Below are 17,400 nucleotides of genomic sequence, written 5' to 3'. Positions count from 1 at the left end.
GTGCCCTGGTTTTCCGGGGCACTAAAGTCGGTGAAACAGATTATGTAATAATGTTTAAATTCTTAAAAATATCGAATGTGATCTCCGCTGCATGGCTTCCGGTGGCATTGGTGTTTGCGCGGATATTAGTTGCAAAAAAATAGGTGGTATCTGTTGTTTCAACATAGCCGATAAACCAGCCGCTTATGTCTTTTTCGTTTACTCTTCCTGTTCCTGTTTTTCCGTAAAGTGCATAAGTATCGGACGAGGAAATGCATAGAGCATTTTTGACAGCCGTTATATTTTCAATGGAAAAATCAAAATTGTTGTTGTACAGATCAATCAATAATTCTACCTGTTCAACCGGGGAAATCTTCAGTGCGGATTCCATCCAGTAAGAAGAAAGATCTCCGGTTATTCTTTTATTTCCATAATTAATCTGTTCAAGATAAGACGTGATACGCTCTTTTTCCAGCTTTTTGTCGATTGTTTGAAAGTACCAGTTGACAGAAGATGCCATGGCGCTTGCTAACGTCTGATCTTGGTTCCATTCGGCAAAAGGATAAGTTTCTCCGTTCCATTTTATAGAAGTGTTTTCAGGGGAAATGGTCCCTTCTTCTAACCCGAAAAGCGCGCAGTATATTTTATAAGTGGAATCAGGGGCGAGCCTTTGCAATGCCTGCTCTTTATTATAAATATTCCAAGAATTTTCTTTGCTGTTATACAAAACAAAAGATCCGTTGTAATCACCGAAGATTTCCGAATGATCAGAATAGATAAGATTTTCGGTATCGGGATTCCATTGGTAACGATCATCATCCGCAGCGGTTGTGAAGATGAAAGGAACAAATCCGATGAGAAGCACAGATGTCAGAATGAAGACAAGGGTACTTTTCAGTCTGCGGATCCGATCGGGACGTTGATAAGAAGCAATATTTAAAATCCTGCGTTTCATTTGCTTTCGATTACCGCCAAGACCGGAAGTAAACGGAAATGGTGTGCATGCCAGTTTTTCGGCGAAATTGAGGAGCGTATTTCCATAATCGATATAATCTTTTTCGTCAAGTATTTGCAATACCGAAGCGTCACAGGCAAGCTCTCGTTCATTTCTCATTTCTTTCAGTGCAAACCACACGAATGGATGAAACCAATAAACAATACTTACAAGATTCATCAGACAACCGATGAGAGAATCCTTATGTTTGTAGTGCTGAAGTTCATGCAGCAGCATATATCGAATGTCATCATTACGAATAACCGTGTTATGATCGGAAATCAGATGAATGGGGAGATAAATTCTTGGTCTCCAAAATCCGACGATCATCGGAGATTTTAAAAATGCAGTGCTGTAAACAGGAATTTCTTTCGAAATGTTTAATTTGTGAAGACATTCCTCGTACAATCTGTAAATCAGTGGATTTTGCAGAGAAAGTGCAGATTGTTCAATCCGGTGTAATTGTATTGCAGATCGAAAGAGCAGAAACACCATGAACAAAATTCCTAAAATCCAAATTCCGAAAAAGAGTAAGCTGATTGTCGGGGAAATCTGATCGTTTACGGAAAGTGCGAAATCATTCATCCAATCAGTTGTATGAGTCAGCGGTTGGGACACGGCGGAATCGATCCCGGAAGTAGAGGGCAAAATCGGAAACACAGCCTGTTCCATACCGCTTAAATAGGAGTTTAAGGAAAACGGAAGAAATGGAACAGTAAGTAAACCTAGTAAAATCAAACATAAATTATATTGCATGCGATTTGATAGAAATCCTCGGAACAACCATTTGATTCCAAAAAGCAGACCAATGATCCCGCTGAGAATGAGATTGCAGATCCCAAATCGAACCATGAAACCGGCAAGGGGTTCAAGCATCGGCATCACCGCCTTTTTTCACACTGTTTGAAAGAAGATCCCGGAGAGTGTCGATTTCAGCGTTGGACAACTGATCCTGTTCCAGATAAGAAGAGACCATGGCACTTAGATGTCCGTTAAAGAACCGATCCAGAAAGGAGTTGCTTTCCTGACTGATATAGTCGCTTTCCTTTACGAGCGGAGTATACACAAAAATACGTCCTTGTTTTTCATAAGAAAGAACCCCTTTTGTCACAAGACGTTTGATCAGCGTCTGGATCGTCTTCGGACGCCATGAAGTCGTTTTCAGCAAACGTTCCGTAATTTCATTTGTGTTGATCGGAGCATATTTCCAGATGATTTTCATCACCTCAAATTCTGCTTCCGAAATTTGCGGCAGTTTCGACATAAATCAGATCCCTCCAGTTTTTAACGTGAAATTCTTACACTTGTAATCAGATAGTATAACATTTTTAGCAAGATGTCAAATCCTTAGAAAGTCCTTAGAAATATCCGTTATTTTAATTTTGTCAAGATGAAAACGGCATAAAGGAGGAGAAAAAATTGGCTGAAAATATGGTGGAAGTAAAACATTTGACGAAAGTATTCGGAAAACAAAAAGCGCTGGATGATGTGAGTATCCATATTCCGGAACATTGTGTATATGGTCTGCTCGGTCCAAACGGAGCGGGAAAATCTACGTTACTGAAAATGTTGACCGGGATTCTGAGACCGACAAGCGGAGAGATCACGTTTGACGGACATCCATGGTCGAGGGAAGATCTTTGGAACATCGGATCATTGATCGAAACGCCTCCCATTTATGAAAATCTGTCGGCATGGGAGAATTTGAAAGTGCGTGCGCTGATGCTCGGCGTTTCCGAAGCAAGGATGCGGGATGTACTGGAGATTGTCCGTTTAGGGGATACCGGGAAGAAAAAAGCGGGAGCGTTTTCACTTGGAATGAAACAAAGACTGGGGATTGCGATCGCACTGCTGAACCGACCGCGTTTTCTTGTACTGGATGAACCGGTCAACGGTCTGGATCCGATCGGTATCCAGGAACTCAGGGAGATGATCCGTTCGTTTCCGCAGCAGGGGATCACGGTACTTGTATCCAGTCATATTTTGAGCGAGATCGAACAGACGGCAGACCGGATCGGGATCATCGTCGGCGGGAAACTTGGTTTTGAGGGGTGGATGGATGAATGTGAAGATCTGGAAAAATTATTTATGAAGATCGCGGCAGAAAAAGGAGGGACACGGAGATGAAAAACAGGGATCAAAACAGCAGGCAGCAAAATAACATACCGGGGATGCGGAATAAGAGAGGTAATTATCTGCAGGCGGAATGGTTGAAGTACAGACATTCTTCCGCGGGAAAGCTTTGTATTTTTATGCCGCTTGTTACGGTGATCACGTCTGCATTTATGACGCATAAGTTCTTTACGGTTGACAGTTACAACTGGTGGTATACGATGATGTTTCCGGGGATGCTTTCGCTGCTGTGCGGGATTGTGATCGGAAAAGACCAGAAAATGAAAAATCATTCGCTTTTGAGCATTCCCTGCGACATGGGGCGTGTCTGGGATGCGAAAGTGTTTTGTGCGGCGTCATTTGGCGGAATCGGATGCCTTTTTCTTGGAAGTCTGACGATCCTTGTCGGTTATCTGTTGGAGTGGGGATTGCATTTTCAGTTTCAGATCCGCCCGTCCCTTGGGGCACAGATGCTTGCCATTGTTTTGATCTGGATCGGCTTTTTATGGATGGTACCGTTTGGGCTGTTTTTAACGAGGATGATCGGGAAAATCCCGGCGACGATCGCGTTGTTTGTCATGGCGATGGTCGTGGATACTTCGTATTCGCTGACGTCGTATTATTGGGTACTGCCCGGCGGAGTTACGGCAAGAATGATGTGTGTGGTACTCGGCGTATTGCCGAACGGTCTGCCTGCCAGACCGGGGGAAATGACATGGACGCCGCAGGTGATGGATCCGAATTCACTCTGGATCGGTACGATCTCTGCAGTGGTATGGTTTCTCATTTTGTGGATCGCAGGAAAAATCTGGTATGAAAGGCGGATGAAGAAATGAGTCGGGGAAATGTTCAGAATCATGTGCAGAATAATATTCAGAAAGATCTTCAGAAGAATATACGAGGGGGAGGCATACATATGATGCGGGCAGAGTGGCAGAAAATGCGGCATACGATCTTGCTGCCGATCCATGTGGTTGTCCCGCTTTTGGGGAGCGGTGTTTTTCTTCTTTATTATTGGATGGGAAACCGACATGGGATCACGGAGATTTCCGGTTTTATGCAGATCATGGGAACTGCGTTTCCGTTTCTTGCTGCAATGGTCTGCTCGCGGAGCATACAGCTTGAGGAGGATAATCATTTTCAAACGTTTCTCGGAACAACGAAGCGGTCAAAGGCGCTGTTTGCAAAATGTGCGGTGCTTCATATCCAGAGTCTGGCGGCAGTGCTTCTTGCTATCGGAAATTTTGCGGTCGGATACTATGTGTTGTTTTACGCAGAGATCATGAAGAACGGCGGGGCGGTATGGGGACAAAGCATCGGATGGATCTTCTGGGAGTTCTGGGGAATGGCGGCGCTTGCAATGTGGATGGGAAGTCTTCCGCTTTATTGGATCCATTTGTTTTTAACTCTGCGGTTTTCCAAAAATCTCTCTCTTGGATTCGGGGTGGCGGAAATGCTGATCTCGGCTCTGCTTCTGACCGGGCTGGGAACCGGGATATGGTGGTTTTTCCCGTGTTCATGGGGATCTCATTTCAGTACGGAAGTCCTGCAAAGATATATGGATCCAAATGGGTGGGAGACATGGGGGAATCTCCCATGGATCAAAATTTGTCTCTTGATTGCGGCGGCGCTTTGTGCCATACTTTTTTTATGGTTTCATCAGTATCAAGGGAGAGCGTGTGATGAGTAAAATATTGATCATAGATGATGATTTGGAGATCTGCTCGCTTGTGAAACGGGCATTGGAAAAAGAGGGGCATCAGGTGACGAGTCAGCCGGATCCCATACAGGCGGAGTCCATGCCTCTGGATTTGTTTGATCTGATCCTTTTGGATGTGATGATGCCCGGCAAGGACGGTTTTACTCTTTGCCGGGATATCAGGGAGCGGGTGGACTGCCCGATCCTGTTTCTCACGGCGAAGACCGAGGAGTGCGATCTGATGCAGGGACTTGGGAACGGTGGCGATGATTATATCACGAAACCGTTTGGCATTGGAGAGCTGCGTGCCCGTGTGGCGGCACATCTGCGGAGAGAGACGCGGGAGAAAAAGCACAGGATGTCGATCGGGGTATTTCAGTTTGAACTTGGGGCAAAGAAAATGTTTTGCAGGGAAAAAGAGATCCTGCTGACCAAAAGTGAATATACGATCTGTGAGTATCTGGCGTTGAACTGCGGGCAGGTATTTTCCAAAGAGCGGATTTATGAGCATGTGTTTGGCTTTGACGGGGAAAGCGATTCGTCAGCCATTACAGAGCATGTGAAAAATATCCGTGCGAAATGCCAGAAGTCAGGAGAGAATCCGATCGAGACCGTATGGGGGATCGGGTATCGGTGGAAGAAAGGATGAACCGGGGAGGAAACGAATGGACAGGAAACGGAAAACATCAAATAGAAAAGAGACGTCGATCGCGCAGCTGTTTCTGCATTTTATCGTGCTGTTCTGTATCGGAGCGGCAGCAGCGGCGGGCATGTCTTTTTTGCTGATCGTACTGTTGGAAAATGTGGGAGGGATTTATCCGGCTAATTATGCGGAGACATTTCTGAGTGAGAGGCAGGAAGAGATCCGTACAGCAGATTGGGTGGAAGAGACGATGATTCCTCCCGGAAGCGACTATGGCGTTTATGAGACGGACGGCACATGGGCATATGGAAGTTTTGACGAACAAGAGCGGGATAAAGCGTGGGAAGCGAGCGGAAGAAGCGATACATTTGCCGGGGAGGGATACTTCTACCGGTTTATTTTGCGTGAGGATCAAAAGCGGTGTATTGTGCGCTATCGTCTGGAAATGCGTTATCGATCGGAAGTGATGAACCGGATTTTACCTCGTCCGGAATGGGTGTTGATCGGTACATTTTTGTTCTTGTTTTTCGGGCAGACCGCATGGCTTGTCCGGTATTTTTCCGGAAAATTAAAAAGAGAACTTTCCGATTTGAAAGAGATCACCGATAAAATAGCAGAAAATGATCTGGAATTTACCGCCGTATCTTCGGAATTGACAGAAGTCAATGAAGTTGTCGCTTCGCTGGCACATTTAAAAGAAGCGCTTCAGGAATCTCTGGAGAGACAGTGGGACATGGAACGGGAGAAAACGCTCCGGCTGCGGGCGCTCTCGCACGATATTAAGACGCCGCTTACGATCATACGCGGAAATGCGGAATTGATGGCGGAAGAAGAGATTTCCGGAGAACAAAAAAAGTGGAATAAGACCATTTTGGAAAATACGGGGCAGATCGAGTCGTATTTAACGGCAATGCGAAATGTCCTGAAAGAAGAAAACGATGCGGAGGAACTCATCAGTGTATCGGCGGATTCGTTACAGCAGATGCTGTTTGCACAGGCAAGGCAAATGGCGGAGGCGAAACATCTTCCGATCGAAGTCGTACGAATGGGGGCTCTCTCTCAAACGGAGGCGAAATTCCGGATCCGAAAAGTACAGATTTTGCGGGCATGGGAAAATCTGGTCGGCAATGCGCTGGAGTATACCGATCCGATGCGCGGTATCCGGGTGGAAGCAGAGGCACAGGAAACGACGGCGAAATCCGGAGCATGCTCTCTGCGATTTTGCGTGATCGATTACGGCAATGGATTTTCCCGAAAAGATCTGCTGTATGGAACACAGGAATTCTACCGGGGGGACGACAGTCGTCATGACCGGAGTCATCAGGGGCTTGGGCTTACGATTGCAAAACGTTTTATCGAAGCCCAAGGAGGAAAACTGGAATTGAAAAATTCAGAATGTCCGCAGGAGGGCGGACAGGTTTCTCTCTATATTGCAGGGAATAAAGACGGGAAACTTGATCTTTTTTAATGAAAACTTAACCAATTTTGTCATTATCGATCAATTTGATTGACAAAAACAGACATCCACGTTATTATCTCAAACATGAAATACAGAGCGCGCTCTGTTATCTAGGAGGTAAGGATTATGAAAAATTGGAAAAAAATGATGTCCGCTGCATTAACAGCAGCAATGACCGTGACAATGCTTGCAGGATGCGGCGGTGGAGAAACAGAAAAAGGAAGCAGTGATACGATTAAGATCGGTGGGATTGGTCCGGTGACAGGAGATGCTGCAATTTATGGTGAAGCAGTAAAAAATGGTGCGGAACTGGCAGTAAAAGAGATCAATGAAGCAGGCGGGATCAACGGCGCGCAGATCGAATTTAATTTTCAGGATGATGAAGCGGATGCGGAGAAAGCGGTCAACGCTTATAATACATTGAAAGACTGGGGCATGCAGGCGCTGCTCGGAACTGTAACGTCCGCACCGTGTGTGGCTGTCGGGGAAGTGGCACAGGCAGACAATATGTTTCTGCTGACACCATCCGGAACCGCGGTGGAATGTGTACAGTATGACAATGCATTCCGCGTATGTTTCTCCGACCCGATGCAGGGAGCGGAGTCCGCGAAATATATTGCAGACAATCAGTTGGCAACGAAGATCGCGGTGATCTACAATAGTTCGGACGTATATTCGACGGGAATCTATCAGGCATTTGCAAAAGAAGCAGAGACAGAAGGTCTGGAGATCGTAGCGGCAGAAGCGTTTACAGCAGAGAGTAAGACCGATTTTTCCGTACAGCTTCAGAAAGCAAAAGATGCGGGAGCGGAACTGGTATTTCTTCCATTCTATTACTCCGAGGCAGCCCTTGTACTCCAACAGGCGGCAGGCATCAATTACAGCCCGATCTTCTTTGGATGTGACGGTATGGACGGAATCCTCGATGTAGAGGGATTTGATGCGGATCTTGCGAACAACCTGATGTTCTTAAGTCCGTTTACCCCGACTTCAACCGATGAAGCGATCCAGAAATTTGTAACAGATTACAAAGAAGCTTACGGCGGTACGCCGAACCAGTTTGCGGCAGATGCTTACGACGGAGTCTATGCGATGAAAGCGGCAATGGAGAAAGCCGAAGTGACGCCGGATATGAGCGCATCGGACATCTGCGACGTTGTCAAAGGCGCGATGACCGAGATCACGATCAGCGGCGTAACGGCAAAAGAACTGACTTGGGAAGCAAGCGGAGAGCCGAGTAAAGCGCCGATGGTCGTAAAGATCGCGGACGGTGATTATGCGGTAGTAGAATAAGCCGTGATACCTAACGGATATATAGCTGAGATAAAAAGCTGAGACACAAAACGAAGACAAAAGGTTATCTTTCGGGATAACCTTTTCTGATAAAATGAGAGACAGGTGGAGGATCTATGAGTTTTATTTCTTATTTGATAAATGGAATCAGCCTGGGCAGTGTGTACGCGATCATCGCATTGGGATATACGATGGTTTACGGCATTGCAAAAATGCTGAATTTTGCACATGGCGATGTGATCATGATAGGCGCGTATGTTGTTCTGACGGCGATGACTTCCGCAGGGCTTCCGGCATATGCGGCAGTGCTGATTGCAGTTGTTTTTTGTACCCTGCTTGGAATGCTGATCGAACGGGTTGCATACAAACCGCTTCGGAATGCGGCGTCTCCGCTGGCAGTGCTGATCACGGCGATCGGAGTCAGTTATCTGCTCCAGAATATCGCGCTGTTGATCTTTGGAGCAAATACCAAATCATTTACTTCCGTTGTTCCGATCCCTCCGGTTGTTTTGGCGGACGGAAATCTGACGATCACCGGGGAGACGATCATGACGATCGCAGCATGTATCGTGATCATGATCGGACTGACAGTATTTATCAAGAAATCAAAATCCGGTCAGGCAATGCTGGCTGTCTCGGAGGATCGGGGCGCAGCGCAGCTGATGGGTATCAATGTCAATAAGACGATCGCGCTGACATTCGCGATCGGATCTGCATTGGCGGCGATCGCAGGCGTATTACTCTGTTCGGCATATCCGACGCTGACTCCTTATACCGGAGCAATGCCGGGAATCAAAGCATTTGTGGCGGCGGTATTCGGCGGGATCGGTTCGATTCCGGGCGCAATGATCGGTGGGATACTGCTTGGTGTGATCGAGATTTTCGGAAAAGCATATATTTCATCCCAGATGGCGGATGCGATCGTATTTGGCGTACTGATCATCGTGCTGCTCGTAAAACCTGCCGGAATCCTCGGCAAGAATATTCAGGAGAAAGTGTAGGTGAGCGGAATGAAAAAGATGAAAAAAACAACAAAAAGCAATCTAATCACTTACGGATTGGTGATCGGTATTTATCTGGTGACGCAGATTTTGATCATGACAGGAAGTATTTCCAGTCTGCTTCAGGGACTCTTGGTTCCGCTTTGCTCTTATGTGATCCTTGCGGTTTCTTTGAACCTGACGGTCGGGATCCTCGGGGAACTGAGTCTTGGTCATGCGGGATTTATGTGTGTGGGTGCGTTTACAAGCGCTTTTTTCTCAAAATGTATGGTGGATGCGATACCGGTTGCGGGAATCCGCTATTTTCTGGCGCTTCTGATCGGAGCGGCAAGCGCCGGGATCTTCGGTATTTTGATTGGAATCCCGGTATTGCGGTTAAAAGGGGATTACCTTGCGATCGTGACGCTTGCGTTTGGTGAGATCATTAAAAATGTAGTCAATATTTTATTTATAGGAAGAGATTCCAACGGATTTCATTTTTCGACGAAAGATGTGATGTCGCTTGGCATGGAGCCGGACGGACAGGTCATCATCAACGGACCGCAGGGGATCACGGGAACTCCGAAAGATTCCACGTTCACGATCGGTGTGATTTTAATTTTGATCACATTGGTTATCGTGCTGAATATGATCCACTCCCGGAGCGGACGTGCGATCATGGCGGTGAGAGACAACCGGATCGCAGCGGAATCGATCGGGATCAATGTGACAAAATACAAACTGATGGCATTTTCCGTATCGGCAGCGCTTGCAGGCGTGGCAGGTGTGATCTATTCTCACAACCTGGCGACGTTGACGGCGCAGCCGAAAAACTTCGGATATAATATGTCGATCATGATCCTTGTCTTTGTTGTACTCGGCGGAATCGGAAATATCCGGGGTTCGATCATTGCGGCGATCGTATTGACATTGCTTCCGGAAATGCTCCGAGGTCTGAATGATTATCGTATGCTGATCTATGCTGTCGTGCTGATCGCAATGATGCTCTTCAACTGGAGCCCGAAAGCGATCGAATGGAGAGAAAAACATTTGTCAAAGAGAAAATTTGCGAAGAAAAAATGTGCGGAGGAGGTTTAAGTATTATGGCATTGCTGGAAGTAAAAAATCTTGGGATCTCCTTTGGCGGACTGCGTGCAGTCCATGAGTTTCATATGAAGATCGAAAAAGGACGGCTGTACGGTCTGATCGGTCCGAACGGCGCGGGAAAAACTACGGTCTTCAATCTTCTGACCGGAGTGTATAAGCCGAACGAGGGGATCATCACACTGGACGGAGAAAATATAGTGGGCAAGAAGACGACGGAGATCAACAAAGCGGGAATTGCGCGGACGTTCCAGAATATCCGTCTGTTCAAAGATCTGACAGTGCTCGATAATGTGAAAGCCGGACTTCATAATCATTACAAATATTCTACTTTTGCGGGAATCCTCCGTCTGCCAAACTATTTTAAAGTGGAAAAAGCGATGGATGAAAAAGCAATGGAGCTTTTGAAAGTTTTTGATCTGGACGGCGAGGCGCAGACACTGGCGTCCAATCTCCCATATGGAAAGCAGCGGAAACTGGAGATCGCGCGTGCGCTGGCGACGGAACCGAAGCTTCTGCTTTTGGATGAGCCGGCAGCGGGCATGAATCCGAACGAGACAAAAGAACTGATGGAGACGATCCATTTTGTGCGGGATACATTTGACATGACGATCCTTTTGATCGAACACGATATGAAACTGGTATCTGGGATCTGTGAAGAACTGACGGTCCTCAACTTCGGTCAGGTACTGGCGGAGGGAAAAACCGCGGATGTGCTGAACGATCCGGAAGTCATCAAGGCATATCTGGGCGAATAGGAGGGATAAATCATGGCAATGTTGGAAGTAAAAGATATTGAAGTATATTACGGGATGATCCAGGCGCTGAAAGGGATTTCTTTTGAAGTAAATGAGGGAGAGGTCATCGCGCTGATCGGGGCGAACGGCGCCGGAAAAACAACGACGCTGCACACGATCACGGGACTGCTTTCCCCGAAAAAGGGATCGGTCCTGTTTGAGGGGCAGGACATTACGAAAGTACCGGCACATAAGATCGTTTCCCTTGGGATGGCACATGTTCCGGAGGGGCGGCGTGTCTTTGCGGAACTGAGCGTGTACCAAAATCTGAAAATGGGCGCATACACGAGAAAAGATAAGGACGAGATCGCGAAGACGCTGGAAATGGTCTATAAGCGGTTCCCGAGACTGGAAGAGCGAAAGAATCAGCTTGCCGGAACATTAAGCGGCGGAGAACAGCAGATGCTCGCGATGGGGCGCGCGCTGATGTCGCATCCGAAGATCATTGTGATGGATGAGCCGTCGATGGGACTTTCGCCGATCCTGGTCAATGAGATTTTCGATATTATCAAGGAAGTCAGCGCCAGCGGAACGACCGTGCTTCTCGTCGAGCAGAATGCGAAAAAAGCGCTCTCGATCGCGGACCGGGCATATGTGCTGGAGACCGGAAAGATCGTACTTGAGGGGGACGCAAAAGAATTGATGAATGACGATTCGATTAAGAAAGCATATCTTGGAGAGTAGGGGGGCGAGGAGATGGATAATATTGTAGTGACGATCGCAAGACAGTATGGAAGCGGCGGCAAAACGATCGGTGAAATGTATGCGAAAGAGATGGGGATTCCGTGTTACGGTCGAAATCTGCTCCAGATGGCGGCAGATGAAAGCGGCATCAGCGAACAGCTTTTTATGCAGTTGGATGAAAAGCTGCGCAACAGCCCGCTCCTGCGGATGACGATGGACGTGTATGACGGAAAGGTGATCCCGCCGGGACATAAAGATTTTGTCTCCGCGAAAAATCTTTTTAACTATCAGGCGGAGATCATCAAGCGGGTGGCTAAGACGGAAAACTGTGTGATCGTCGGCAGAGCGGCAGATTTCGTGCTGAAAGATTATCCGAATGTGGTCAGTGTGTTCGTCCATGCGTCGCCGGAATTTAATCTGGCGCGCGCCATGGAGCGCAACAGTATGACGACGGCAGAGATGGAGAAATTTATTGCGTCGACGGACAAATACCGCGCGGAATATTACAAGCATTATACCGGACGGGAATGGTCGGATGCTAGAAATTATGATCTCTGCTTAAACAGCGGAAAACTTGGGTTTGAGAAATGTGTGGAGGAGATCAAAGCGTATATCAAGGTAAGATTTTCTTAAGGTTGTCATTTCAGAGAAGAAAAATTCATAAAAAGTTTAGAAGCGTTTTCTTGATTTTAGAAAAGAAATATGTTAGCGTCAGTGTACAAGGCGTATTTTCCCTTGTACACTGACGCTAAAGTCAATAATATACACGATGATTTCAAGAGAGGATGTGATTGCATACATGGACGACAGTTCGGATGATGAATGTGAGATGAATAGGACAAACAGAAGAGTGACTGTGCCGTGTAGTGCGATGGATAGATAAAAGGTACAGTCTGGTCTCAGTGATCGGGATCAGACTGTACCTTTTCGCGCATTGATACGAAGAAATGAAAAGAAGCCGCACGGATAAAAATGGACGGCGGTATGCTGCCGCGGATGCGGCAGGAAAGAGAAACAGGAGGAAATTTTGATGTTACAGACGTTTTTGTTATTTTTATTTTTGATCTTTTTAAATGCGGCGTTTGCCAGCGCAGAGATCGCCGTGATCTCGATCAGTGACGCAAGACTGAAAAATCTGGCGGACGGCGGCAACAAAAAAGCGGCTCGGCTTTCGGCGCTGACGGCACAGCCGGCAAAGTTTCTCGCAACGATCCAGGTGGCGATCACGATGGCTGGATTTTTACAGGGAGCGACGGCAGCCGATCAGTTTTCTGAGATTTTGGTTTCATTTTTAGTAGACAGCGGGATCGGAATTCCGGAACAGATCCTTGCTCCGGTGTGTCTGTTTGTGATCACCGTTGTGCTGGCATATTTCAGTCTTGTATTCGGAGAGCTTGTCCCGAAACGTGTGGCGATGAAAAAGCCGGAAAACCTTGCGCTTGGGATGTCGGGAATCCTGCACGTTGTCTCGAAAGTATTTGCACCGTTGGTATGGCTTTTGACCCTTTCGACTAACGGCATCTTGAGGCTGATCGGGATCGATCCGAATGAAGATGACGAGATGGTGACCGAAGAGGAAATCCGGATGCTGCTTTTGGAGGGACAGGAACAAGGTGTGATCCCATCTGAGGAAAATGAGATCATCCAGAATGTATTTGAACTGGACGACCAGACAGTGGAGGAAATCTGCACGCACCGGCGTGAAGTGATCGGTCTTTCGCTCAAGGATACGGAAGAAAAATGGGAAGAAACGATTTACGAAAGCCGACATACATATTATCCGGTGTTTGGGGAAAATAAAGACGATATTGTCGGGATCCTCGATACGAAAGATTATTTCCGCATGCAGGAAAAAGGGCGGGACGCTTTGCTTGACCATGCGGTAGATAAGGCGTGGCTGATTCCGGAGAGTATGAAAGCAAATCTTTTGTTCAGGCAAATGAAAGAGAAACGGAGTTATTTCGCGGTGATCCTGGATGAATACGGCGGGATGTCGGGAATCATTACGCTGCATGATCTGATGGAGACGCTGGTCGGGGAGCTGGAAGACTGTGAAGAACCAAAACATCCGAAAGAGTTGGAACAGATCGGAGAGAACCGTTGGGTGATCCAGGGCTATGCGGATCTGGAAGATGTGGCGAAAGCGATCAAACATGATTTTCCGGTGGAGGAATATGATACGTTCAGCGGATATGTCTGCGGTGTGATCGGGCGTGTGCCGGATGATGGGGAGAGTTTTGCATGTGAGGATGGAAATTTGTCCATTCATGTCAAAAGTGTGCAGCGGCATATGGTGGAAGAAGCAGTGGTGGAACTATACAGGGAAACGATTGACAACGAAAGATTACAGATGTAATATTAAAGCGGAACATGTTCAGTGACATTTGCTGCAAAGAGATCATGCGGAAAGGGGCGTAAGATGGCAAAACAAAGGGGTAAGAAAAGAGCGGGAAACAGAAAAGCAGTAGATAAAAGAGCAATAGGCAGGCACGAGAGAAATAAAAAAATATGGGGAGCAGTCATCGGTATTGCTGCGGTACTGCTTATTACGGGGATCGGATGCGCAGCGTTCTTTTTGAAGAGCGGGAAAACACCGGAAGAGACGCTCGTGGCATACGGTGAATTGGTCAATCAACGAAAATATGACCGGATGTACGAAATGCTGAGTGAACAGGCAAGAGAACGTATTTCCGAAGAAGAATTTACGGAACGGAATCAGAAGATCTACGAGGGGATCGAAGCGGAAAATCTGACTGTTCAGTGTGAGGAAGAACCTGTATTTGAGAAAGGGAAAAAAGAAGCGGAGCTGTCTTATACTTGTGAAATGGAATCGATGGCAGGAAAGATTTCTTTTGTGAATAAAAGCACGTTTGTAAAGGAGCGCGGAGACTGGAAGATCAACTGGGATTCGACGTTTATTTTTCCGATGCTCAAAGAGGATTACCGGGTGCAGATCAACACCCGTCCGGCAGTGCGTGGAAATATTTATGATCGGAACGGCGTTCTGCTTGCCGGACAGGGAACGGCAACGGAAGTCGGCGTTGTGACGGGGAAGATGGAAGACCGGGACGTGGCAGTGGAGCAGCTTGCACAGATCCTCGATATGGATGCCGATACGATCCGCACGAAAATGGAAGCCGATTATGTGCAGGATGATACATTTGTTCCGCTGAAGATGATCGCGAAGACGGATACGGCAAAAGAAGAAGCATTGCTGCAGATACCAGGTGTGCTTTTAAATGACGCCGAGACGAGAGTCTATCCGCTTGGAGCCGCTGCAGGACATCTGACCGGATATGTGCAGTCGGTAACGGCGGAAGATCTGGAAAAACTGGAGGGGAAAGATTATCACGCGAACAGTCTGATCGGAAAAGCCGGACTGGAGATGGCGTTGGAAGAAACACTGCATGAACACGACGGATACAGTATTGACATTGTGAATGCGGACGGTATTTTGATCGAGACGATGGCGCTTAAACCGGAAGAGAACGGAAAAGACGTCTATACGACGATCGATGCGGGCGTACAGCAGAGCGCATATGAGCAGTTTGCGGCAGATCCAGCGGTGACGGCTGCCATGGATCCGACTACCGGAAAGATGCTTGCGCTCGTCAGTACACCGGGATATGATCCGAATGAATTTATCATGGGACTTTCGGATGCGAGATGGAAGAATTTGAATGAAGATCCGAATAAACCGTTAATGAACCGGTTCGAGACGACGTGGGTTCCGGGCTCGACATTTAAGGCGATCACGGCGGCAATCGGTGTGGAGAGCGGAAAATTAGATCCGAATGCCAATTTCGGCGACGTGGGATTGAGCTGGCAAAAAGACGCCGGATGGGGAGATTATTATGTGACAACGTTGACCCCGTATGGATCGGAGGTGAATCTGACCAATGCGATGACGTATTCGGACAATATTTATTTTGCGCGTGCGTCACTGGAGATCGGTGCCAAGACCCAGGTGGAGTGGTTCCGGAAAATGGGATTTAAAGAAGAAATGGATTTTCCGGTATATCTGGGCGCTTCGAGTTATGATTCGGATGATTCCGACGGAGAAATCGCATCGGAAATCCAACTGGCGGATACCGGATATGGTCAGGGAGAGCTTCTTGTCAATCCGGTGCATTTACTCTCGATGTATTCGATGTTCGTAAATGGCGGAAATATGATCCTTCCGGTTTTGATCCAGGAGGAAGAACAAACGCCGCAGTATTGGAAAGAACAGGTGATCTCGCCGCAGACTGCGGAGATCGTGAAACAGGGCTTGATCCAGGTGATCGAAAATCCGACCGGAACTGGTGCGAGTGCAAAGATCGAGGGCATACCAATGCTTGGAAAGACCGGAACGGCGGAGATCAAAGAAGCACAGGATTCCACGGAGGGAGTGGAGCGGGGATGGTTTATCTGCGAGACTCTTGAGGGAGTGGAACGTCCGCTTGCAGTCGTCGGAATGGTGGAGGATGTGAAGCCACATGGCGGAAGCGGATATGTGACTGCGAAAGTGCGTGCGATCGTGGAGCAGTACTATGGGAAATAGAGAAAGCGATTTTGGGAGCGATTAAAAATTTATAAGAAATGAGATGATAGCTTGAATGTATAAGATCAGTTCGTAAAAACAATTTTACTAACCACAGAAAAGGAAAAGCCCTGTCAAGAGCCTTGCCACCATTGGTGGTGCTTTGCACTCTTTACGGGGCTTTTTGCTTGCTGTATCTTTTTGTAATATGAGATACCTGTGTTGCTCTTCACAGAAGTTAGATACCAAATTCTTTGAATAGTTTCCTGCGATACCCTTCGTCCAATGTCGCACGTTCCAAATCTGAAAAACGTTGTTTTTGTGTCAATTCCAATACAAGTTTTGCCATACGAGTTTCGCCCTGTGATTGCCCTTGAGCAAGTCCCTGCTGCATTGCTTCTTCACGGATCAGCCTGTCGCGTTCTTCCATCTTCATATATTCCACTCCAATCTGTACGCTGGATTTAATTTGACGGATTTTATTATGCAGATTTTTCAAACGTTCGTCACAGCATTCCGAAATGGATTCATCTTCACTATTTTCAATATAATTTAGAAAATCGACCAGATTAGACTCTACTTCATTTTTGTTATTTCCTTTGGTATTCAAAATGACCTTTTTACATTCATCCCCCAGTGGAAGGGAGAGATCTTCCAAACATCGATTTTCAAATGTATATCGGTACTTTCCATAGCCATAGAGATCAAATCCACATATCACAATGATGACAGTCGGACGTAGATTATCAAAACCTCGCTCCCCGCTTTTCAGCATTGGGCTGTCTACAAGTGCCTGATAAAATCGTGTTCGCTTAGGGATATTTCCCTCGTTTCGTTTCTGCATTTCTACGTCAAATACGGTTCCGTCTTCTGCCACGGCATAGAAATCCATGCGGATGCCGCGATATCCGGGCAGATTGTGGACGACTTTCTGTCCCTCTCGCCAAGAGAGCTTTTTAATACGAATACCAAGGGACAGTTCCAGTATAATTTTACAGGTTTCCAAATCTACGGTTGCCACATCAAAAAGAAAATCATCCAGCAAATTCAGCTTTCTGAGCGGCTCAAGAATTTCCTCTTCGTTTGAAATCTGCATATTCAGTTGTTTATTTACACTCATGTGTTTTCCTCCTT

At 46.9% G+C, this 17,400-nt stretch carries 16 protein-coding genes; 13 read left to right on the top strand and 3 right to left on the bottom strand.

The annotated features are described in order from the left end of the window. Window positions 1–40 precede the first annotated feature (40 nt). Window positions 41–1,849, bottom strand: a complete 1,809-nt coding sequence (locus I2H87_RS11195) for a BlaR1 family beta-lactam sensor/signal transducer (protein WP_054703941.1) — start codon at window positions 1,847–1,849, stop codon at window positions 41–43. After that, window positions 1,842–2,237, bottom strand: a complete 396-nt coding sequence (locus I2H87_RS11190) for a BlaI/MecI/CopY family transcriptional regulator (protein WP_054703943.1) — start codon at window positions 2,235–2,237, stop codon at window positions 1,842–1,844. Before I2H87_RS11190 ends, I2H87_RS11195 begins: the two co-directional genes overlap by 8 nt. A 155-nt stretch (window positions 2,238–2,392) precedes the next feature. Here I2H87_RS11190 and I2H87_RS11185 point away from each other — a divergent pair, with 155 nt between their 5' ends. The 13 genes from I2H87_RS11185 (at window position 2,393) to I2H87_RS11125 (ending at window position 16,287) form a co-directional block, all read left to right on the top strand. Continuing rightward, entirely contained in the window at window positions 2,393–3,100 is a 708-nt protein-coding gene (locus I2H87_RS11185; protein ID WP_022151636.1) for a lantibiotic protection ABC transporter ATP-binding protein, read from the top strand. After that, window positions 3,097–3,921, top strand: coding sequence for a lantibiotic immunity ABC transporter MutE/EpiE family permease subunit (locus I2H87_RS11180; protein ID WP_195609997.1), 825 nt, complete (start codon window positions 3,097–3,099; stop codon window positions 3,919–3,921). Before I2H87_RS11185 ends, I2H87_RS11180 begins: the two co-directional genes overlap by 4 nt. Next, on the top strand, window positions 3,918–4,775 hold the full coding sequence (locus tag I2H87_RS11175) for a lantibiotic immunity ABC transporter MutG family permease subunit (RefSeq protein ID WP_117551603.1): 858 nt from the start codon (window positions 3,918–3,920) through the stop codon (window positions 4,773–4,775). The genes I2H87_RS11180 and I2H87_RS11175 overlap by 4 nt, the downstream gene beginning before the upstream one ends. Then, window positions 4,768–5,433, top strand: coding sequence for a response regulator transcription factor (locus tag I2H87_RS11170; protein ID WP_195609995.1), 666 nt, complete (start codon window positions 4,768–4,770; stop codon window positions 5,431–5,433). The genes I2H87_RS11175 and I2H87_RS11170 overlap by 8 nt, the downstream gene beginning before the upstream one ends. Before the next feature lie 16 nt (window positions 5,434–5,449). Continuing rightward, a complete protein-coding gene (locus I2H87_RS11165) occupies window positions 5,450–6,895 on the top strand; it encodes a sensor histidine kinase (RefSeq protein WP_022151640.1) in 1,446 nt (481 codons plus the stop codon). A 117-nt stretch (window positions 6,896–7,012) separates the two neighbouring features. Then, a complete protein-coding gene (locus I2H87_RS11160) occupies window positions 7,013–8,179 on the top strand; it encodes an ABC transporter substrate-binding protein (protein WP_022151641.1) in 1,167 nt (388 codons plus the stop codon). Between the two features lie 116 nt (window positions 8,180–8,295). Beyond that, entirely contained in the window at window positions 8,296–9,180 is an 885-nt protein-coding gene (locus tag I2H87_RS11155; protein WP_022151642.1) for a branched-chain amino acid ABC transporter permease, read from the top strand. Between the two features lie 9 nt (window positions 9,181–9,189). Then, a complete protein-coding gene (locus tag I2H87_RS11150) occupies window positions 9,190–10,257 on the top strand; it encodes a branched-chain amino acid ABC transporter permease (protein WP_195610032.1) in 1,068 nt (355 codons plus the stop codon). A 5-nt stretch (window positions 10,258–10,262) separates the two neighbouring features. Beyond that, complete coding sequence (locus tag I2H87_RS11145) at window positions 10,263–11,021, top strand: ABC transporter ATP-binding protein (RefSeq protein WP_195609993.1); 759 nt, start codon at window positions 10,263–10,265, stop codon at window positions 11,019–11,021. Between the two features lie 12 nt (window positions 11,022–11,033). Then, window positions 11,034–11,744: an ABC transporter ATP-binding protein gene (locus I2H87_RS11140; protein WP_009268956.1), complete on the top strand. Its 711-nt coding sequence runs from the start codon at window positions 11,034–11,036 to the stop codon at window positions 11,742–11,744. 12 nt (window positions 11,745–11,756) lie between these two features. Beyond that, a complete protein-coding gene (locus I2H87_RS11135; RefSeq protein WP_195609991.1) occupies window positions 11,757–12,377 on the top strand; it encodes a cytidylate kinase-like family protein in 621 nt (206 codons plus the stop codon). A gap of 397 nt (window positions 12,378–12,774) precedes the next feature. Continuing rightward, window positions 12,775–14,100, top strand: a complete 1,326-nt coding sequence (locus tag I2H87_RS11130) for a hemolysin family protein (protein WP_022151643.1) — start codon at window positions 12,775–12,777, stop codon at window positions 14,098–14,100. Window positions 14,101–14,163: 63 nt separating this feature from the next. Continuing rightward, the gene (locus I2H87_RS11125) at window positions 14,164–16,287 is read left to right on the top strand and encodes a penicillin-binding transpeptidase domain-containing protein (RefSeq protein WP_022151644.1); all 2,124 of its coding nucleotides are present in this window, start codon (window positions 14,164–14,166) and stop codon (window positions 16,285–16,287) included. Window positions 16,288–16,504: 217 nt separating this feature from the next. Here the strand turns inward: I2H87_RS11125 and I2H87_RS11120 are convergent, their stop codons facing one another. Then, window positions 16,505–17,386 (bottom strand): Rpn family recombination-promoting nuclease/putative transposase, encoded by an 882-nt coding sequence (locus I2H87_RS11120; RefSeq protein WP_243273923.1) that lies wholly within the window; start codon window positions 17,384–17,386, stop codon window positions 16,505–16,507. Window positions 17,387–17,400 lie beyond the last annotated feature (14 nt).

This window comes from Mediterraneibacter glycyrrhizinilyticus (assembly GCF_015560805.1).
GTDB classification, from domain to species: domain Bacteria; phylum Bacillota; class Clostridia; order Lachnospirales; family Lachnospiraceae; genus Schaedlerella; species Schaedlerella glycyrrhizinilytica_A.
Note: the sequence above shows the minus strand (reverse complement) of the source record. Positions and strands in the feature narration are given on the sequence as shown.